This window comes from Corynebacterium sp. MSK008, assembly GCF_030232585.1.
In the GTDB taxonomy this organism is placed as follows: Bacteria; Actinomycetota; Actinomycetes; order Mycobacteriales; family Mycobacteriaceae; genus Corynebacterium.
In genome coordinates, this window is sequence record NZ_JASPJX010000002.1 from 182,999 (window position 1) to 203,288 (window position 20,290).

Here is a 20,290-nt window from a genome sequence, read left to right on the forward strand (position 1 = left end):
CATTTCCACTCAGTAGGAGTCAACATGAAAATCCGGCTGCTCCCCATCGCTACGGCGATCGCACTTTCGGCCTCGCTCACAACCGCAAGTATCGTTCCGGTTACTGCACAGGCGGTTGCTAAGACCATGGCCGATAAGGCCAACCCAGAATTCGTTTACGCCGGGCCTCTTGGTGTTGCTGGATATCAAACCTTCAATCTACGAGGTATTCCGGCGGACGTAACTGTGTCTGGTGTGCAGGTGAAGAACGAGTTCGGCTACGGGTCCGCCGCCTCTACCCCGGCGGTAAAGGTCGCTGTCAACGACAGATTCGGGTTAACCGCAAATACGGGTCACAGCCCTGCGTCAACCGATGGCACAGTCAGTTCCAACTTCGATTTCATCGTGACGTATTCGGACGGAAGCGTTTCAAAGTTCAGCCAGGAAGTCCGTTTCGCCCCAGAGAACCAGGCTAAAGCTTTCAACGCCTACTTTGAGAACAGGAGTTTCGATGCTGGTGAAACCACCGAGCGCAGTCTCTCCAGCGTGCCGAAAGGCGCAAAACTAAGTGTGGTCAGCGAGCCGGATGGCTGGTCAGCTTCTGTAGTGAAAGGCAATATGCTGGCTGTAACGGCGCCGGCTGAAGCAACTCCAACCGGTGGCATTTTTTGGGAGCCACCAAAAATTGAATTGTCGGTTGTGTACCCTGACGGATCTTCCGAGATCGTGGAAGTGGGCGTGGTCGCAGTTCTTACTGAAAAGCCGAAGCCGACCTCGGTGGTGACGCCGACTTCCACACCGAAGCCGACTGTGACTTCGGTGGCGCCGGATAGGCCAACTGCTACTCGAGTGGTGACCCCGACGCCGACTACGACCCAGAATGAGTCGGCAACGCCGAAGCCAGGTGCCACCGATGAAAAGGGCAGCAGCACTGGAGCAATCATTGCAGCCGTAGTGGCGGCCCTGGCGGTAGTAGGAGCGGGAGCTTTCGTGGCTCTCAACAACCCGCAGTTGCGGGCGACCCTCCCGTTCTAATTATCGAGATAACCATCTGACTCTGAGGCGCTTTCCATCAGCTGGGAAGCGCTCAGAGACTAGATACAGTTAAGCCCGTGTCTACCCTCATCCCCGTCCACGCATCGGAGCATGTCCTAGGGGGCGTGTCCGAATACTTGGCCACTGCGTTTTCGCTTGCAAACCCGGAGACGTCGAACGCGCTGAAGGCGTTTTTGGAGGACACGGAGCGCGGCATGTTCCACGGTCCGTACGTACGCACCCGGTTGCCGTACGCGCGCGCGATTGGCTGGGACGGGATTCTGGATTGGATGCCAGAGTGGTTTACGCCGTACCACCACCAGGCGGAGGCGTTCCGCAGGCTGCGCAGCAGGGATGAGCAGGGGGTGCGACGTCCGGAGCCGACGTTGGTGATCACGGGTACTGGCTCGGGTAAGACTGAGTCTTTCCTCTACCCGGTGCTGGACCACGCGGCGCGGGCGCGAGCGGAGGGACAACGCGGCACCAAGGCACTGCTGCTGTACCCCATGAACGCGCTGGCGAACGACCAGGCGGACCGTTTGGCCAAGCTGCTCACCAGCGAGCCGGCGTTGGCGGGGGTCACGGCGGGTATTTACACGGGTGAGTCGAAGGGTACCGTCCGCAAGGTCACGCGGGATTCACTGATCACTGACCGTGACCAGATGCGCGCGGATCCGCCAGACATCTTGCTCACCAACTACAAGATGTTGGACCAGCTGCTGCTGCGTGAAGAGGACCGGGAGATCTGGAAGCGTTCGGCAACGTCGTTGCAGTACCTGGTGCTGGATGAGTTTCACACGTACGACGGTGCGCAGGGCACGGACGTCGCACTTCTGCTGCGTCGGTTGGGGCTGATGCTGAAAGCACACCAGCCGGAGGGGTTCCTCGGCGAGTACGCATCCAATCCGCTGGGCAGGGTCACGCCGGTGGCGACATCGGCAACGCTCGGCGGCGAAGACGACACGCAGAAGGTGCTGGACTTCGCGGGCACGATTTTCGGGGAGCAGTTCAGCGCGGACGCGCTGGTCGGCGAGCGCATGCTGACGTACGAGCAGTGGGTGGACGAGATCGCGGAGACTTTCGGGAGCCACTCCCCTACTCCGCTGCCGGACATCGACCAGATCAAGCAGATCAACAGCACGATTGCGGACGATGCTTCGGGCCGCGACTACGCGGACGTGGTGCTCGAGGTCTTCCGCACGCAGCTGTGGGATGCCGGCGAGACGCTGGAAGAGATCATTGCGGCGTACGCGGTTCATCCGCTGACCCGGGCGCTGCTGGAGGCGGCGAAAAACGCAGCTCCGCTTATCGAGCGCGAGGGCGAGAAGGAAACGACGGTGCCGGCGGCGGTACTCGGCGAGATTGTGGTGCGCAGCCTCAAAGAGGGCCCGGCACGCGAGTTCGTCACCCACCTGCTCACCGCGATCGCACACGTGCGAGCGCTGGCGGGCGAGAAGTACGGCTTCGGTGGAAAGCGCCTGCCGGGTGTGGAAACGCACCTGTGGCTGCGTGAGGTCTCTCGCATCGAGCGCACGGTGACGCCGACTGAGGACGGCGAGGTGTTTCGCTTCGCGGATGACGGCCAGCTCGGCGGGGACGACGCTGCGGTGTGGCTGCCAGCGATCTACTGCCGCGAGTGCGGGCGCGCCGGATGGATGACGGCGTTGGAGCCCGGCACGGACGCGGTGGTGCTCGGTGGCGGGGAGATCCGCAAGGCGAGCGTCGATAAGCCTGAGCTCGTGCGCCCCCTCATCGATGCCACCAATGAGTACCGCCGGGCGCTCAAAGACGGCAAGGAGATGAAGGAGTACGGCGACGATGAGGGCAAGCGGGCCCTGATGTGGTTCCACACGCAGACCCGCACGCTGTCTGCGAGCGAGCCGGACGAGCGGGAGCGGGCGGAGGGCCTGTCGGTGCCCGTGATCACCTACGCCGGTCTCGACGCCGGCGAGTATGCCCGCGAGCAGGTGTGCCCGTCGTGCGGGGAGACGGACACCATCCGCTACATCGGTTCGCGCGTGGCCACGCTGCTGTCGGTGGGGCTGTCCAACCTGTTCGGCATGCCGCAGCTGGAGCAGGAGGAGAAGAAGACCCTCGTGTTCGCGGACTCCGTGCAGGACGCGGCGCACCGTGCGGGGTTTGTGCAGGCCAGGGCGCGCGCGTTTGGTATCCGCGCGTTGATGCGCAGCGTCGTCGCAAGCTCCGACGATGGAGGACAAGGTGAGGTTTCCGTGGCGCAGCTGCCGCTGCGGATCCTCGAGCGCGCAGACGCCGCTGAGGACCCGTTGCGTGCGCGGTTTGAGCTGCTGCCCCAGGAGATCGCGGAGACGCCCACGTTCCGCGCGTTCTGGGAGAAGGACGCTGACGATGCGTCCCGGCGCGCGGCCACCGCGGCGGTGCTGGAGCGCCTTGAGTTGGACGCGGCGCTCGAGTTCGGCCAGCAGGCGGACCTGCCGCGTTCCCTGGTGTCCACCGGTGCGCTCACTCCGCGGGTGGATGTGGATGACGCGGTGCTGCTTCAGGCGGCGGAAGAGGCGCTGTGCAGCATCGAAAGCGGCCTGTTCGAGGTGGTGGACGCCACCGACCCGCAGGTGCGGCTGCGCTGGATGCGCGGGCTGTTGGAGCAGGTGCGCGCACGCGGCGGCGTGTACACGCCAATGTTCAAGTCCTACCTGCAGGACGACGGCAACACGTGGCGCCTGCACAACCGCTACGCCAAGGCGCGTGGCATGCGCCGGTTTGCCAAGGGCGGTGCGCCGGAGTTCCCGCGCTCCGGGCCGGCGGTAGATGACAAGGACCGCGGCGTGACCCCGCTGGGCAGCCCGCGCGGGCGCTACGCGCGGTGGACCTCCAAGGTGCTGGGGATCGGCACCCACGACGCGGCGACGGTGCTCACCAACGTGTTCCGCGAGCTCGCCCGGCGCGAGGTGCTCATGGCCGTGTCCACGGACACCGGCGGCACGATGTACGCCATTGCATCGCAGCAGGTGGTGGTGGCCGGTGAAGGTGAACCGGCGATGTTGCAGTGTGGGGTGTGTCATGCACCGTTGGGCGTCGATAGGCAACTGCGCACCTTGCTTCAGGGCCTGCCGTGCCCCACGCCCGGCTGCCCCGGCGAGCTCGAAGAGGAGCCGATTGAGGCGAACTACTACTCGCAGCTGTACACCTCCACTAACCCGCGCGCGGTGGTGGCGCGCGAGCACACCGGGTTGATCCCGAAGGAGGAACGCCTCGCGCTCGAGCGGGCGTTCCGCGGCGGCGCCGAGGCACCGAACGCGCCGAACGTGCTGGTGGCAACGCCGACGCTGGAGATGGGCATCGATATCGGCGACCTGTCCACGGTCATGCTCGCCTCGCTGCCCACCACCGTGTCCTCGTACGTGCAGCGTGTGGGTCGCGCCGGGCGCCTCACCGGCAACTCGCTCGTGCTCGCCTTCGTGCAGGGCCGCGGGAGCATGCTGCCGAAGCTGAACCAGCCGCTGTCCGTCATCGCGGGCACCGTGGTGCCGCCGGCGGCGTTCCTCTCCGCCACCGAGATCCTGCGCCGGCAGACCACGGCGTACTTGGTAGACACACTGTCGTTCCGCAACAGCGGGCTGGATGTGAAGTATTCGCGCGACGTGTTCAGCACCCGCAAGGTCTCGCTGGTGGAGGTGCTCGGCGAGGACATCGCGGCCGGCGTGGAGGACCGCGTGGACGCGTTTTTGGCCACGGTGGCAGGGTCCGTGGACGCGGCCACCATGGACGGGGTGCGCGCGTGGGCGTGCGGGCAGGGGCCCGACTCGCTCACGGGCGAGATGGAGCGCACCCGCAGACTCTGGGACGGCGAGGTCAAGGCGTTCACCACGCGGCTGAGCACCCTCCAAGACCAGCTGAGTGCGCTGGATGCCAAGGTGGACCCGAACGCGGGTACCGAAAACGCCGACGCGGAGCTGGAGCGCGACAAGCGCAGCACGAAGGCGGCGTACCATCGCACCGCCAAGGACCTTAACGACATCCTGCTCGGTGAACACTGGATCAGCTCCATGGAGCGCTACGGGCTGCTGCCCAACTTCACGCTGTTGGATGATGCGGTGGAGCTGTCCGTGGTGGTCTCCCAGCTCAACCCGACCACCATGCAAATCGACCCGGACTCCTTCGAGCTCTCCCGCGGTGTGTCCTCCGCGCTTCACGAGCTCGCGCCGGGCAACACCTTCTACGCCCGCGGCATCGCCGCTACCGTGGACGCGGTCGAGGTCGGCTTCAACGGCGCGGACATCGAGCGGTGGCGCCTGTGCCCCGAGTGCTCCTACGCCGAGCCCGTGCGCGAAGGGGCCACCGCCGGCGCGTGCCCTTCCTGCGGTGCGGACACCTTCGCCGACAACGGCCAGGTGCTAGATACGGTGCGCATGCGCCGCGTGTCAGCGGAGGTGGATCGTGGCAATGCGCTTATCGACGACTCCCGCGACGACCGCCGCGAACTGAACTACCACACCGCCTTGAGCTTCTCCGTGCCAGAAGGCGGCCACGGCGGCAAGTGGTTCCTCTCTCAAGGCTTCGGCGCGGAGTACCTGCGGTACGTGAACTTGAGCTGGTTCAACCTGGGCCGCGGGCCCGCGATGAAGCGCATCTTCGCCAACGCAGAGATCGATGCGCCCATGTTCACCGTCTGCAACTACTGCGGGCACCTGGACTCGCAGAAGGGCACGAACTCCAAGTGGGATCACCGCCCCTGGTGCCCGAAGCGCAACGCCCGCGAGGAGGAGTCCGTCACCGTCGCGCTGTCTCGCACCCTGCAGACCCAGGGCGTGCTGTTGCACGTGCCGGTGATGCTCACCGCGGGCGACAAGGCGACCATCCCGTCGTTGACCGCCGCGATCAAGCTGGGCTTCAAGGAGGTTTTGGGCGGCGACCCGGACCACCTGGGTGTGGTTACCGTCCGCGTGCCGGATGACCGCGGCGGCACCGTCGAGGCGCTGCTCATGCACGACAACGTCCCCGGCGGCACCGGCTACCTCTCCCAGTTCGCCTCACCCGAAGACGTCCGCCGGCTGCTGGAAAAGGCGTTTACGAAGGTTGCGGAGTGCGCCTGCCAGGACGACGAGCGCCTCGCCTGCCCCGACTGCCTGTTGCCGTACACCCGCTGGCAGCAGATCGACGTCACCTCCCGCGCCGCCGCGGAACGCGCGCTGCGTGCGATTTTGACTAACCAGGACCACCCCTCGGCAGAGACCGATCCCCTGCAGGTGACGTGGGAACCGCAGACGGAGGCGCCCCAGCTGGATCAGTCCTCCAACCTGGAGGTGCGCTTCCGCGAGATGCTGCGCGAGGCCCTGGAGGCGCGCCACGCCACCGTCAAGGACATCGCCAACGCCGGCGGTGTGGAGTGGCACATCACGTTCTCGTCCGGTGAGGAGTGGTCCATGCGCGAACAGCACGACTACGGCTACACCCGCCCGGACTTCCTCTTCCAGCACCGCCGTAACCCGCTTGTGCGGCCGGTGGCTGTGTACACCGACGGTGCCGCGTTCCACTTCAGCGCGCAGCACTACCGCTTCCCCACCGACATCAACAAACGCAGCAGCCTGCACTTCGGCGACAAGCAGATCCTGCCGTGGAACGTCACCGACGCCGGCCTAGACTGGTTTGCCCGGGAGACGACGTTCGGCGAGGCCGCACCGGCGTGGATCAGCGAAAAAGCGGAGAAGCGCACGCGCGCCATGGAGGGCATCGGCAACAACGAAATCGCGTTTTTGAAGGCCTCCCCCATCACGCAGCTGCTGACCTACCTGGCGGAGCCGGAACGGTCCTCGTACGCGCTGATGGACAAAGCCCTGCTGCAGATGCTCAGCACCTCCGTGGTGCCCTCGCGCATCCCGGGTGGGGCGCGCCTGACGTTCCGCAACGAGATTCACTTCGACGCCGCTAAGGTAGGCGAAGAGATGGTGCTGCAGCGATTGCTTGTCGACGCACAGGCGCCCGGTTCCATCACCGAAGACAACTGGCGCGACTTCCTGCGCTTCGCCAACATCGTGTGGCTGGCCAACAACACCGTCACGGTCGACGTTGGCGACGGGGATGCTGTGGGCGTTGGGCAACCGGAGGACGTCGAGAAGCAAAGTGCCGTCGAGGCCGCAGTCAGTGGGCTGTGGGCCGAGGCGATCGAAGAGTTCGAGGACGAAGTGGACGTGGCCGCCGCGTTGCGCACCCTCGTGGACGCGGGCGTGGCGCCGACCGAGGAGATCGGCGAGGAAATCGGATCCATCCCGACCGCCGTGTCCTGGACCGAGCTGCGCATCGCGCTGTTGATCGAGCAGGACGCCTCCTACGCGGGCGCCGAAGCCACGCTTCGCGAGCAAGGCTGGACGCTGCTGTACCCCGATACACTCTCGGCAGAGACGATCCCGGCCGCGCTGCTGGGTAAGGAGTAACACCATGGTGACGTTTAGCCTGTACAGCGGGTTGGACCTCGACGGCGCACTGATGAAGCCGACGATGAACTTCCTGCAGAAGCTGTCTGCGGACCCGACGAACCCGTCGCTGAAGATCAAGACGCTCACGAACGCCGTGGACAAGCGCGTGCGCACCGGCCGCATCAACGACCAGTTCCGCGCCGTGCTCTTTGAGATCCGCGACCAGGACACGCACCACTTCGTGCTTGTGGACGTCGACTCCCACGACGAAGGCAACCTCAAAGCCGAACGGCTGGACCCGGCGCGGCTGCGCCTGGACGTGAACCCGATCAACGGTATTACGACGCTGATCAGGGAGGAGCCTGCTGCGGGGGATGCTGCTGCGGATGTTGATTCGCGCGCCAAGGCCGAGGCGGCCGCGCGGGCTGCGCACGAGTTGGCGGCCGAGCAGGCGAAGGCGGTTGTGCAGGAGAAGGGGGTGGAGGCGGAGCTCGTCGAGAAGCAATCGCCCGCCCCGCGCGAGGTGTTGGGTGAGCTGACGCCCGAGAAGTTGTGGGAGGAGCTGGGCATCGACCCGGCGCTGACCGAGCAGGTGCTGGCGCTCGAGTCCGAGGATGGGTTGGATGCGTTGCTGGCGCCGCGGCCGAAGTGGGAGCACGAGGCTGTGTTGGCGCTGGTGGCGGGGTATTCGGTTGAGGAGACGCGCGACTCGCTGGGCCTGCGGAAAGTCTCGGCGTCGGAGGCTGCGGAGTCCGAGGACGCGCGCCTGTTGGCGGGCCTGCGGCAGGCGGCTGCGGAGCTGGAGTTCGCGTACGTGGACGACGTGGAGACCGAGTCCCTGCGCAGCGTGATCGAGTCCGGCAGCTTTGAGAAATGGCGCGTGTACATCCACCCGGAGCAGCGCCGCATGGCGGAGAACTCGTACAAGGGTTCCGCGCGCGTGTTCGGTGGCGCCGGCACCGGCAAGACGGTGGTGGCGGTGCACCGCGCGAACAATCTGGCCATGGGTCGCGTTGCTGGGGCGGGGCCGCGCGTGCTGCTGACCACGTTTACGAAGGGTCTGGCACAGGGGTTGAAGTCGCAGATCAATGCGCTGAATCCGGTGTACCCCGAGGCCGGCGAGCCCGGCGAGCACGGCGTGTGGGTGGACAACATCGACGCCGTGGTGCGCAAGGTGGTCTCGCTCGGCTCTGTGGAGGAGACGGAAGAGGCCACCCGGCGCGTGCTCGGCGTCGCCGCCCCGCGCGTGCGCCCGTACACCGATATGGCTGCGCGCCAGGTGTGGGAAGGCGCGCTTGAGGCCACCGACGAATCCATGCCCCGCGAGATTGCCAACGAGGCGTTCCTGCAGGCCGAGTACGAAACCGTGGTGCTGGCCGGTGGCATCACGACGCTGGCGGAGTACCTGAAGGTCGTGCGTACCGGCCGCGGCACCCCGCTGAACCGCAAGCAGCGCAAACAGGTGTGGGCCGTGCTGGAGTCGCTGATGCAGACCCAGGCCATCGACGGCCAGCTGTTCTGGCCCACCATGTCTGCCGTGGGTGCGGAGATGTTGAACGTGCGCTACGAGCGCGGCGGCGGGTCTTTGTTCGACCACGTGGTTGTGGACGAGGCCCAGGACTTCAACGCTGGGCACTGGCGGTTTTTGCGCGCGTGTGTGGCGCATGGGCCGAACGACGTGTTTTTGGCCGAGGACTCCCACCAGCGCATCTACGGCCATCCGCTGACCCTGTCGCACTTCGGCATCTCCACCCGCGGGCGAGCATCTCAGCGTTTGACGCTGAACTACCGCACCACCAAGGAAAACCTGGACTACGCGCTGCGCATCCTGGTCGGCGGCGACATGGAGTTCCTGGACGGTGAGGGCGAGGTCGACTCGGTGGGCGGGTACCGCTCCGCGCGCACCGGCCCGGCGCCGATGATCGTGACCGCCAAGTCCGAAGACGAGGAGTTCTCTGTTGCGGCTGCGTTGATCAATGGCTGGCTTGAGGAGGCCGAGCGTGCGGCCGCGGAGGGGGTGAACAAGGAAGTGCGCGTCGGCGTGATGTGCCGCACCCGGGGGCAGCTCTCCCGCGTGGTTTCCGGTCTTGCCGACCACGGCATCGACGCCGTCCAAACCAAAAACGCTGAGTTGGCCTCCCACGAGCAGGTTTCCGTGATGACCATGCACGGCGCCAAAGGCATGGAGTTCACCCACGTGATCCTCATGGGCGTGGGCAAGGAAATCATGCCGCTGCGCTTCCGTCTGAAGAACCTCTCCGAGGAGGACGCGCGTGCTGCCCTGCAGCGCGAGCGTTCGCTGCTCTACGTGGCGGCCTCGCGCGCCCGCGACGCGTTGGTGGTGACAACCGTCGGGGAGCGGTCGGAGCTGCTGCCGGAGGGTTAGGGCGTTTCGGGCTGCGCTGCCTGGTGGTCTGCCTCGTCGCCTTCGCGGTCCTCCCAGTCCGCCAGCGTGGTGGTTGGCTCCTCTTGGAGGTGCCAAAGCCTTCGCCCATTCGCAGCACCGCCGACGAGAAACGATGCAGCAGCCGATGGGCTTGTGAATTCGAGATCTGAGAGCAACGTGCCGTTTTGAATCTGGTCCGCATAGCGGTCCCGGGTTGCGTGGACACCTCGCGCGGCGCTGGGCAGAAGCTCTTTCCGGAGCGTCGAACCTGCCAGCACTAAAAAGCCGTCTGCGGTGCGTTGGCCCAGGCCCTGTACTCCATGCCGTGGAACGGTGAGTTCAAACGTCGGTTCTTCCTCTTTTGCTTGTTGATTCAGGGTTGTGCCTGAGGAGTGCACAGCCGACGACTTCCCCGCGGTCGCCTTCGGTTGAAACGCGGAGATACCCAATGCGCTGATGATCAGGTTGGTGTTCTCGATGAACTCGTCGAGCTCTGCCTGCGTCTCCTCGCTGACACTGCCGGCGGACGGGGTGTTGCCGTTCGCTACCTCATATCGGTCTGCTCTGATAGCGCGCTGGTGGAACGCGTTTTCCAGGAAGGTGATCTCGGTGGCACCCCAGGAGTCATCCACAACAACTACGTAGATGATGCGGTTGAAGAAGTCCTTGTCTTCACTGCGCGCGTGCTCGGCGGCGCGGGCGAACGCTACCCCGTTCTGCCGTGGTGCGGTCTGCCCAATGTAGATCCGTGGCTTATCCGTCTCCGGGTTTGTGCCCACCAGAAAGTACACCGCCGGGTGGTTGAGCTCAGGGCGGCGGCGCAACTCTTCCGAATTGAGCTCGGTTCGCGGAATCGAATACACCCGCCCGACCCAATTTCGAATTGAAGCCTTGATCGGCCCGGCGGCGGTGCCGTCCATCATGAAAAGCTGCAGCGTCTTCGGGGAACCCATGTGGTTGAGCGTAATCCGAAACCCAAACCGACTCAGCTTGAGGTGACGGAGGTTGCCGATGCGTCGGCCCTTGCGGACTCCGCATTGCGCCGTGTGGGGCCTGCCGAGATTCGACAGTTGCGCAGCGCCATCAGTTAAGCCGGGGTCGGCAATGCCGAGGAAAACTGTGGCGCGGGAGATAGAGTGTTCCTATGAAAAAGTTTCCTCTCCTTGCTGCAACAGCAGCACTACTCATCACAACACTGTCCGCGCCTGCTGCTAACGCCGAGCTGACCCCAACTGAGCGGGACCAGTTCCGCACCGATCCCGTCGGGGCGATTGCTTGGCAAGCTATTAAGGGCTCTTCGGAATACGTGCGCGCCGATGGCAACACCATGATGGCCGCGTCCTTCTTCTCCATGACTTCGCCCGGGGAGAGTATCGGCCTGCCAGCCCTGGAGAACTGCGCCGAGCGCGTCGGCTCCTCTTCGCCGGCAGGCGGTGTGCGCTACGTGGCGGCAGCCCTGTGCGCAACCTTCGACCCGAATGCCCGCAGTCAGGTGCAGCGCGGTGACTTTGGCTACGCGCCGCTGGGTTAAGCCGGTGCGTAGATAGGCAGATCGCTGCGTGTATGCGGCCGAGACCACCCTGCCAGCTTGCCCTCGGCGGAACGAACGTGCCGATCTGAAATTGAGGGCGCGTGCCTCCAAGTCGGAGCGAACGCACCGAAATGCGCTGTTTTGCGCTAACCTCACGGCCTATAGGAACAGATTCGGTGCGAACGTTCCGTAACAGCATACGGTCAGCGAGGAAACGAGACACGTGGACATAGAGGCACTCGGCAGCTTTGTGCGCGCCCAGCGTAAGGAGCGGAGGCTGACCCAACTGGAGGTCGCCGAGCTTGCCGACGTGTCGGACCGGTTCCTTCGGGAGCTGGAGCGACCTTGATGCGCCGGCCCTGGTGGACTCCACATTGCGGACAAGTGGGTACGCACCAACTGTTTGAGGGTGGAAACCTTTGGTGCGTCGATAGGCGGATGTCCACTGAAATGAGCACGTGAGGGGCTGTGCTCGCGCCGGGTGCGACGTAGGCTGCCGGGCATGGGGTGAAAACTTGGAAAATTGGGGCCAAGGTGGCGGAAAAGCACGTTGGGGGCCGGGTAATTGTTGGAAATCGTTTTGGACCACTCAAATGTGCTGGGTAGGAGCGTGTGATGCGGGCTGAGATTTGCCACATCGCCGTGCCACAGACGTGCGATGAGCTGTCAGCAAAGCTGAGCCCAGCTGCAGTTCGACGTGAAGTGCGAGGAGGTAGACAGCGCGGAATTAGCTGCAGGTGATCGTGGACCTGGAACCGAAGCACCCGGCCTCCTCCGCGTTGCGGGACATGGTCTGCGCTGCGGAGGAAGTTGCGCAGACGCACTGTCTGAGCATGTGGGGTATGCGTCTTGCGTATCAGCTGGTGGCGCTGGCGGGAGTTCACCCGTGAATCTATTGTTTCTCTCAAGGGTGCCCTAGATAGGGCTACCGCAGCAGCGCGTCGCGAACGATCTCCGCGAGGTGGGAGGCGCGGGTGTCAGTTCCTTGTGAGACTTGGGTGCGGCAGGAGAAGCCGTCCGCAAGCACGGGCCCCACGTGCTCGCGCACGCGCGGGAACAGCTCGCGCTCCCCAAGCGCGAGCGACATCTCGGCGTGACCGTCCTCGAAACCCCAGTTGCCCGCCAAGCCGCAGCAGCCGGTTTCGATCTGTTCCTCGGAGTAACCGAGAGCCTCGAGGACCAGGGAAGACTGCTGCGGGTCGCCGAGCGAACGCTCGTGGCAGTGAACCTGGGTGAGCACGCTGCCGGAAGCTGGGTCGATGGCACCTTCGGCGACTAGCTCCGAGATACGCGGAGAAATGGTCTCCGCAAAGCTGCGAGTTGCGCTGGCGAGGTGGGCGACTTCCGGGTCCTCGGTCTGAGAGGTCGCCTCGTGGTGGAGCATGACCAGGCAGGACGGCTCGATGGCTACGACGGGCAGGCCCTGATCAAGGTAAGGCTTGAGCACCTGCGCGGAGTGACGGAGAACTCGTCGGGTCATGTCCAGCTGGCCGGTGGAGTGCCAGGTTAATCCGCAGCAGACGAACTCCTGCGGGACGATGACCTCGAAGCCGAGGAACTCAAGGACTTCCACGGCGGCGATGGCCGGGCTGATTTCCAGCTTGTTGTTGAACGAGTCGGGCCACAGGACCACTTTGCCGGCGGAACCGGCAGTGCTAGAACCGGCAACGTTGAAAGCGCCATCGTGGGAGGGGCGCTTGGCGAACCATTTCTGCAGGCTCTGTGGGGCGAAACTGATCAGGGGGCGTCCTGTGTCTACTCCGCCGACCCGCGCTACCACCTTGGAAATGCCGGGTGCGTGCATGGCAAAGTTAACCAACCGGGGAACGCCGGGCAGCTTATGGGCGATGTGGCTGAGCAAGGGTAGCCAGCCCATGAGGTAGTGAACGCGCGGGCGAACTTTGCCCTGGTAGTGGTTGTTTAGAAACTCGCTCTTGTATGTCGCCATGTCCACGTTCACTGGGCAGTCAGAAGCGCATGCCTTACAGGAAAGACACAAATCCAGCGCATCTTCTACATCGTCGCCCTCTACGGTCTCACCGCGGAACAACTCTGAGAGAATGCGGGCGCGGCCGCGCGTGGAGTGGACTTCGTCCTTGGTGATCTGGAAAGACGGGCACATGGCGCCGTCCATCGAGCGGCAGGCTGACACACCCACGCAACGGTTTACGGCGTTGGTGAAGCTGCCCCGGTCCTTTGGAAAGAGCTGGACTGGGGTGATCTCGTGGGTACGTTGCGCTGGGTGCATGCGAAGACCGTCGGTGACAGCGTCAGCGAACACCAGCACGCCGGGGTTGAACACGCGTTGCGGATCGAAGGTGAGCTTGAACTTCTCAAAGAGCGCACGCATCTCGGGGCTGTACATCTTGCCTAGCAGCGCGGAGCGGGCGCGCCCGTCGCCGTGCTCGCCGCTCAGGGAGCCGCCGTGGGAATTGACCAACTCGGCGGCATCATTCATAAAGTTGTGAAACTTGGTTATGCCCTCGGTGGTGGTGAAATCGAAGCTGATTCGCACGTGAACGCAGCCCTCACCGAAATGGCCAAACGGGATGCCACGGTAGCCGTAACGGTCCATCAGTGCGTAGAGCCCGCGCAGGTAGTCAGCCAGGTTCTCCGGCGGAACAGCAGAGTCCTCCCAGTTCGGCCAAGCTTCACCGCCATCCGGCAGGCGGGTCACAATGCCTGCGGAGGCCTCGCGGATACGCCACAGGGCGCGGGCCTCCACTGGGTCCGAGACCACCACTGCACCCGTGTGATCCACAGATTGCGTGAGAGCCTCGCCGACGGCGAGCGCTTCCTCACGGGTTGCGCCGGTGGTTTCGCAGTAGAGCCAACCACCAGCATTGGGTTGGCCGGGCAGGTTCTCGCCAGCGTTGGACATGCCGTTTTTGGAGCGCAGCGCGTCGAGAAGGTCACCGCCCATACCCTCGATGGTTGCCACCCCCGGTTGGCGCAGCTTCGGGGCCGCGGCTGCGGCTGCGAAAACGTCCTGAAAGCTCAGCACAGTCAGTGCTTTCGCCTTGGGCAAGTCCACCAGCTGCACCTTCATCTCTGTGATGATGCCCAGGGTGCCTTCACTGCCCGCGATCGTCTTTGCCATGTCCGTCCCCAGGAAGTGCAGCCCGTAGCCTGACACCTGGCGGGGGAACCGCCCGAGCTCGCCGTGGATCAAGTCGTGGTTGTCTGCGTATAGGAGCTTGAGCGCGGCCTCGAGGTCGGGGTCGGAGCAGGAGTGAGATGTGAAAGTGACAAGGCGGCCGTCTGCAAGCAGAAGCTCCACCTCCAACAGGTTGCTCGCAGATGTGCCGTAGGCCACGGAATGCGAGCCGCAGGCGTTGTTGGCCACCATCCCGCCGATGGTGCAACGGGAGTGCGTTGAGGGATCCGGCCCGTAGGTGAGACCGAACTCGGCTGCTGCCGCGCGCAGATCGTCGCAGATCACACCTGGTTGAACCGTGGCTGTTTTCGCCACCGGGTCGATCGAGAGGATGCGGTTGAAATGCCGCGAGGTGTCAATAATCAGGCCATCACCAATCGCATTGCCGGCGACGGAGGAACCGCCGCCGCGGCCAACGACCGGCCAGCCGCGCTCGCGGGCGTACTTGAGACCTTCGACGATGTCTTCTTTCGTTTCCGGCTCGAGTACAGCTGCGGGGACACGCCGGAAAAGAGATGCATCCGAGCTGTATGCGGCACGAGTAGGCATGTCCTTGCGCAATTTAAATGCGATGGGGCTTGTGGCTTGTGACATGATCAATCCTTATGACGAAAATGGCGGACACCGTGGTGGAGTATGTACGCGAAAGCGTGTTTTCCGGCGCCATGGTGCCCGGCGAATGGTACAGCGTTATCCAACTTGCTGAAGAGCTCGGCGTTTCCCGCTCCCCTGTCCGCGAGGCGCTGCTGCGTCTGGAGGAAGCAGGGCTGGTCCAATTCACCAAGAACCGTGGTTTCCAGGTGATTCAGACTGGCCCCGCGGACGTGGCGGAGATCTTTGCGGTGCGTTTGGGAATTGAGCCCGCGGCCGCTTATCGCGCGGCACAATGGCGCAGCGAAGAACAGCTTTTGCTTATCGACGCTTGCGTTGGTGCCATGCACCGTCTCGCCCTCGATGGGGATGAGGACGCGTTCTTCGCTAATGATCGTGAGCTGCACGCCCTCATTTTGGAGATGGGCAATGCCCACCGCGGTGTCGACGTGATTGAAAACCTGCGTACGATCACCCGCATGCTTGGCCACAGCACGGCTGGTAAAACTCGCACCCTGCTGGACATCCTGGCTGAGCACGAGCCTGTGCTGGAGGCGATTCGATCCGGTGACGCGGCCGCGGCGCGCGAAGCGATGCGCAAACACCTCACCACAACGGGACTTCTGCTGCTGCATCAGGCGTGGGATGCCGATGCGGCGGCAAATGTAGCGCCTGACTCTGAAGCGGTGGCGGCCTATTGGGAAAAACATGTGGGTGGTCTCTAGCGGGATTCAACGCTCGGGGGAGTTCTTGCGGCGCCGTTGATTCCAAGCGCGTTTTACATCGCCCTCGACTTGCTCACGGTGCTGTTCGTTGGCGTCACGCTCGGCTTGGACGTGGCGCTTTCGCGCCGCGCGGGCTTCCGGGCTGTAACTCAGCACAAACGCACTCAATGCGCAAAGGGTTGCACATCCGAATACCCAGGGTGCGATGGTCTTTTTCGCATTGGTGATCTGCTCCCCGTCCAGGGTGATAAGGCCAACGGTCTGTATCAGCACGACGAAAAGGCCGCCCACGAGGAACAAGGTAAGAAAGATGAGGAAGAGCGCTTTAAACAGTTTGAAAAATGGGTTCATTGCTTACCCTCCAGCGGGGACTAAGACCGGCAGTATGCCCATGCCTATCAACCAAGCGAGCAGGATCATGGGAAGGACGAAATAGACAATGAGCGGTACAAACATTTTGGTGGGGTTCGCATCTGCCATCGCGGCGGAGAGGTAGATCGGTGCTCCGACCGGTGGGGATGCTCCCTCGGTGGAAGTGCAGAGCAGTACGGCGACGATGGCCACGGTCGGGTCAACGCCCACAGAGCTCAGCGCGGCAACTGCGGGGGCACCGATTGCGGCGGCCGTTGCCGTGGAAGACAACGGTGTAGCCACGATGACGGCGAGCACGCCCACGATGATGAGCATTGCCCACTTGGGCAAATTCATCGCATCAAGCGTGGAGGACAATTGATCGCCAACGCCGAGCTCCTCCATAATCGCTGCCGCTGCAAGCGCTGCGAAGAGGGAAATGCCCACGGTGGCGAAGCTGGGCAGGTCCTTTTCCAGCTGTGCGCGGAACTGTTGCCGGTTGTTGAGGATCCTGCCGAAGCCCTCAATCAAGGCGATCAGCGTGATTAGAACCGGGACCCACACGATGATGGAAATGGCCTTGATGCCGTCTTCCCCAACACCCGTAGAGTCCTTTAACCAATTAGCCAGCGGGCCGATGGTGATGAGCACCGGGATTAGGATGCCCATGAAAATGGAAGGCGACCGCCACCCCTGCGACCACGCCTGCTTGAATGGCACGATCTGATCCTTAGGAGTTTTGGGGATGTTGTCTTTCTTGGTCCACCACCAAACCACGGCAAGACGGTAGAGCACCGCGTAAGCGCCAGCGCATGCCAGCGCTACGTAGACCTGGCTTGCGGAAGACGCTGCCGCTGCCGGCATGGCCAGAATGATGAACATGGTGGAGTTCGGCGGCAGTGATACGCCGAGACCGGAGTTGCCGGCGACGAGAGTGGCCGACCGGTTAGAGGAAAATCCGGTGTTTTTCATCCACGGGATGGTCACGGAACCCACGGTCGCGGAATTGCCCGCCGTGGAACCGGCGATCAGCCCCATCATGGCCGAGGCCAGGGTGGAAACGTAACCTGCGCCTCCGCGGAGCCTGCCGAAGATCGAGTTCAAGATGGTGATCAGCTTGTCAATCAGCCCGGTCGCCTGGACGATGATGCCCATAAAGACGAAGGCCATGCCGGCGAAGGTCACCTCGGAAGTGATCGCCGTTGTGATGCCGTGCCAGAGCAGCCGGGGAGCGTCTGCTCCGCCTACGAGCGCAACGCCGACTAGGCCTACCAGCAGCGCCTCAGCGATGTCGCGTTTCAGTATGACGTTCACCAGGATTGTGATCGCGATGAAGACGACCAGTGCGAGGATTCCCATGTGTCACCCCTTTCAAGCGGATATGAATGGTGATGCACAGCACATTACACCGAGTAACATGTTACGCGGGACGTTTTGGGGTGCAGAGTTCCCAAAAGGAGCAAAATCTCCCCCGGCCAGGGTGATGCAACAGACCCGCTCCAACGGTGATGTGAGCAAGCTGGAGACCGCGAACAAGGCCATCGATCTGACTCCGAAAATGGATGGACAGCCGCGGCGAGGAGCCGCTTGTGGAGGTCGAAGGGATCGGCACGTTCGTGCGCGCCAAAACGTAAAGAGCTGCGGCTGACGCAGCTCGAGGTCGCGGAGCTCGCTGATGTGTCAGACCGGTTCCTTAGAGAGCTGGAGCATGGTAAGCCGACGGCCGAGATTGGCAAGGTGATCGACGTTCTTGCCGTCCTCGGGTACGACCTAGAACCCGTCGTGCATAGAGCTGACGAGTTGGGGCGATTTTGAGCGTCAACCCTCACGGACTCCGCATTGCGGACAACTGGGTGCGCACCAACTGTTTGGGGTTGGCAACCTTTGGCGCGTCGATAGGCGGATGTCCACTGAAATGAGCACGTGAGGGGCTGTGCTCGCGCCGGATGCGACGTAGGCTGCCGGGCATGGGGATGAAAACTTGGAAAATTGGGGCCAAGGCGGCGGGAACGCACGTTGGGGGCCGGGTAATTGTTGCGAACCGTTTCGGTGAGATTGACGCTTCTGGGCGGGAGCTTGGGCAAGCGGTTGTTGCCGGACTGAATCGGGCAGCCAGAAAGTGTCGGACGGTCAGTATGAAGCAGCCGGAAGCAGGTGAGGTGGCTGAGCACCTCGCAGGCATTGCCTTGATGGCTGGCTTGCCGCTGCTGCTGATGCGGCAAGCGACAACCATCGAATCAGCGGGTTCGGCGGCCAGGTTGATGGTGGAGATCAGCGGGGAGGCGCTCGCGCAGGAACCGCGGTTTGCAGGTGTATACGGGCTAGCGATCTCCGCCCGGGAATGCGCCGACGCCGGCCGTCTGGACATGATGGGGCCGCTTTGCGACACCATCTCCAGCGTGTTGCCGAAACCTCTCTCCCACGCAGGCGAAGCGGATCGCGCGATGCGGGTGGAAATCCGGGAGGTTGAGTTCCCAGAACCTAGCGCTGAATTGGCTGGCGACGGCCTGGCGGAGATGGGCCTGAACTACAAATGCAGCGAGGTGGATGGCGGCGAAATCGGTAAAGACTCCGGCTCAGCGTACTTCCCGCTGCCGCTGTTCGCGCCGGGGACGGCGGAACCGCGCGTGGTTATGGAGATGTGGGTCGATGGCCTGCAATTGATCGTGGACCTGGAGGCGAAGCTCGCGGGATACGGTGCCCTTCGGGACATGGTGTATGCCGTGGAGGAGGTAGTAGACCGGCACCGGTTCAGCAGTTGGGGGACGCGGCCCGCGTAGCTCATCTCGGGCGAGCGGGGGCTTACGCGGGAATCCGCCGAGCTGGTCGGGGCAGCGCTTGGTACCTCGGCAGAGCTGTGGCTCAATCTGCAGGACACGTACTGGGAGTGGGAGCGCTTTAGCCGTCGATAAGTTTGGCGTTCCTGAGCAATCACCAAAGATATCGGCGTAAGTTTGGTAGTCTCCCTCGTATGAACTGGCCGCGGGTGGAAACTGAGACGCTCCCGTGGTCGCCCGCGCCCGATACGTACCCGCGGCGGGCGGCGAAGAGGATGCCGCGCGAGTATGAGGCCGCAGTGGTCCCGAAGATTGCGAATCAGCAGCTCAGGCTCAGCGAAGAAACTCGTGCGCTGGTGGAAAAGGCCACGGTCGCGGCCGTGCGGTTCGATACGACGGACGCGCACCGGGTCGTGCCGTTTACCCCGCTGCTGCTTCGCAGTGAGTCGGCCGCGTCTAGTCGCATTGAGCAGCTCACGTCGGCGGCTCGCAAGGTGCTGGAGGCGGAGGTCACTGGCCGCGGGCGGGGAAATGCGGCGCTGATTGCGGCGAACACTCGTCAGATGGAGGCCGCGGTGGAGCGGGCCCGCGCGAGCGTGGATGGCATCGTGGAGATGCACCGGATCCTGCTTACGGATTCCGCTCCAGAGATCGCGGGCGTGCTGCGTAACGCTCAGGTGTGGATCGGCGGCAGCGACTACTCCCCCGCCGGGGCGATGTTCGTGCCGCCCCACCAGCGCCATCTTGGGAAGCTGATGGAGGATCTTGGCGAGTTCATGGCGCGCGATGACCTCCCGGTGCTCGCCCAGGCGGCGATCGCGCACGCGCAGTTTGAGACGATCCACCCGTTCGCCGACGGCAACGGCCGCACGGGCCGCGCGCTTGTACATGTGGTGTTGCGGGAGCGCAGCTTGACGACGAGCTCCGCCCTCCCCCTGTCCGCCAGCCTGCTCACCGACACAGCTGGGCATTTCGCCGCGCTCGATGCCTACCGCGGCGGCGATGTCGACCGGATCGTGCAGCTGTTCGCCCGCGCCGCCATCGATGCCGCCGAGCGCGGGTCCTGGCTGGCAGCGGAGCTTGGTGGCGTGCGTGCGGAGTGGAACGAGCAGCTCACAGCCCGCGCCGACGCGCTGGCCTGGCGGGTGCTCGACCTGCTGCTGCAACGGCCCGTGTTGACCACTGCTGCGGTGTCCGCGGAGTTTGGCGTGTCAGCGGAGACGGCCCGCAACGCCCTGGAGCGGCTGGAGGTTGACGGCATCGTCATCTCCGCGCAGCTGGATAAACGCCAGCGCGGGTGGCGTTCCCCCGACGTGCTCGCGTTGCTCGACGAGTTCGCCGAGGCCTCCGGCCGCCGCGGCTGAGC

At 64.0% G+C, this 20,290-nt stretch carries 12 protein-coding genes; 8 read left to right on the top strand and 4 right to left on the bottom strand.

The window, feature by feature from the left end:
• Positions 1–24 precede the first annotated feature (24 nt).
• From QP996_RS02495 to QP996_RS02505, 3 genes are all read left to right on the top strand, one after another.
• The gene (locus QP996_RS02495) at positions 25–1,014 is read left to right on the top strand and encodes a hypothetical protein (RefSeq protein WP_284871050.1); all 990 of its coding nucleotides are present in this window, start codon (positions 25–27) and stop codon (positions 1,012–1,014) included.
• A 77-nt stretch (positions 1,015–1,091) separates the two neighbouring features.
• A complete protein-coding gene (locus QP996_RS02500; protein ID WP_284871051.1) occupies positions 1,092–7,424 on the top strand; it encodes a DEAD/DEAH box helicase family protein in 6,333 nt (2,110 codons plus the stop codon).
• Between the two features lie 4 nt (positions 7,425–7,428).
• Positions 7,429–9,792 carry a 3'-5' exonuclease gene (locus QP996_RS02505; RefSeq protein ID WP_284871052.1) on the top strand — a complete coding sequence of 788 codons (2,364 nt, stop codon included), beginning with the start codon at positions 7,429–7,431 and terminating at the stop codon, positions 9,790–9,792.
• Here QP996_RS02505 and QP996_RS02510 read toward each other — a convergent pair.
• Positions 9,789–10,745 carry a GIY-YIG nuclease family protein gene (locus QP996_RS02510; RefSeq protein WP_284871053.1) on the bottom strand — a complete coding sequence of 319 codons (957 nt, stop codon included), beginning with the start codon at positions 10,743–10,745 and terminating at the stop codon, positions 9,789–9,791. The genes QP996_RS02505 and QP996_RS02510 overlap by 4 nt on opposite strands.
• 191 nt (positions 10,746–10,936) lie before the next feature.
• On the opposite strand from QP996_RS02510, the gene QP996_RS02515 reads away from it, so the two are divergent.
• Entirely contained in the window at positions 10,937–11,323 is a 387-nt protein-coding gene (locus QP996_RS02515) for a hypothetical protein (protein WP_034996604.1), read from the top strand.
• Between the two features lie 925 nt (positions 11,324–12,248).
• On the opposite strand, the gene QP996_RS02520 is transcribed toward QP996_RS02515, so the two are convergent.
• Positions 12,249–15,074, bottom strand: coding sequence for an FAD-binding and (Fe-S)-binding domain-containing protein (locus QP996_RS02520; RefSeq protein WP_284871054.1), 2,826 nt, complete (start codon positions 15,072–15,074; stop codon positions 12,249–12,251).
• An 11-nt stretch (positions 15,075–15,085) separates the two neighbouring features.
• Here QP996_RS02520 and QP996_RS02525 point away from each other — a divergent pair, with 11 nt between their 5' ends.
• Positions 15,086–15,796, top strand: coding sequence for a GntR family transcriptional regulator (locus QP996_RS02525; protein ID WP_284871055.1), 711 nt, complete (start codon positions 15,086–15,088; stop codon positions 15,794–15,796).
• 6 nt (positions 15,797–15,802) lie between these two features.
• Here the strand turns inward: QP996_RS02525 and QP996_RS02530 are convergent, their stop codons facing one another.
• Entirely contained in the window at positions 15,803–16,147 is a 345-nt protein-coding gene (locus tag QP996_RS02530; RefSeq protein ID WP_284871056.1) for a hypothetical protein, read from the bottom strand.
• A gap of 3 nt (positions 16,148–16,150) precedes the next feature.
• On the bottom strand, positions 16,151–17,506 hold the full coding sequence (locus tag QP996_RS02535) for a TRAP transporter large permease subunit (protein ID WP_284871057.1): 1,356 nt from the start codon (positions 17,504–17,506) through the stop codon (positions 16,151–16,153).
• Positions 17,507–17,734: 228 nt separating this feature from the next.
• On the opposite strand from QP996_RS02535, the gene QP996_RS02540 reads away from it, so the two are divergent.
• The 3 genes from QP996_RS02540 to QP996_RS02550 all read left to right on the top strand — a co-directional run bounded on the left by QP996_RS02540 (position 17,735) and on the right by QP996_RS02550 (position 20,288).
• Positions 17,735–17,962 carry a helix-turn-helix domain-containing protein gene (locus tag QP996_RS02540; protein WP_284871058.1) on the top strand — a complete coding sequence of 76 codons (228 nt, stop codon included), beginning with the start codon at positions 17,735–17,737 and terminating at the stop codon, positions 17,960–17,962.
• A 320-nt stretch (positions 17,963–18,282) separates the two neighbouring features.
• Positions 18,283–18,927, top strand: coding sequence for a hypothetical protein (locus QP996_RS02545; protein ID WP_284871059.1), 645 nt, complete (start codon positions 18,283–18,285; stop codon positions 18,925–18,927).
• A gap of 191 nt (positions 18,928–19,118) precedes the next feature.
• A complete protein-coding gene (locus tag QP996_RS02550) occupies positions 19,119–20,288 on the top strand; it encodes a Fic family protein (RefSeq protein WP_284871060.1) in 1,170 nt (389 codons plus the stop codon).
• Positions 20,289–20,290 lie beyond the last annotated feature (2 nt).

Excerpts from the sequence above, each read along its gene's own strand:
- QP996_RS02510 (WP_284871053.1), bottom strand. The coding sequence starts at position 10,745 with ATGGGTTCCCCGAAGACGCTGCAGCTTTTCATGATGGACGGCACCGCC.
- QP996_RS02495 (WP_284871050.1), top strand. The coding sequence starts at position 25 with ATGAAAATCCGGCTGCTCCCCATCGCTACGGCGATCGCACTTTCGGCC.
- QP996_RS02505 (WP_284871052.1), top strand. The coding sequence starts at position 7,429 with ATGGTGACGTTTAGCCTGTACAGCGGGTTGGACCTCGACGGCGCACTG.
- QP996_RS02520 (WP_284871054.1), bottom strand. The coding sequence starts at position 15,074 with ATGTCACAAGCCACAAGCCCCATCGCATTTAAATTGCGCAAGGACATG.
- QP996_RS02525 (WP_284871055.1), top strand. The coding sequence starts at position 15,086 with ATGACGAAAATGGCGGACACCGTGGTGGAGTATGTACGCGAAAGCGTG.
- QP996_RS02530 (WP_284871056.1), bottom strand. The coding sequence starts at position 16,147 with ATGAACCCATTTTTCAAACTGTTTAAAGCGCTCTTCCTCATCTTTCTT.
- QP996_RS02550 (WP_284871060.1), top strand. The coding sequence starts at position 19,119 with ATGAACTGGCCGCGGGTGGAAACTGAGACGCTCCCGTGGTCGCCCGCG.
- QP996_RS02515 (WP_034996604.1), top strand. The coding sequence starts at position 10,937 with ATGAAAAAGTTTCCTCTCCTTGCTGCAACAGCAGCACTACTCATCACA.
- QP996_RS02535 (WP_284871057.1), bottom strand. The coding sequence starts at position 17,506 with ATGGGAATCCTCGCACTGGTCGTCTTCATCGCGATCACAATCCTGGTG.
- QP996_RS02545 (WP_284871059.1), top strand. The coding sequence starts at position 18,283 with ATGAAGCAGCCGGAAGCAGGTGAGGTGGCTGAGCACCTCGCAGGCATT.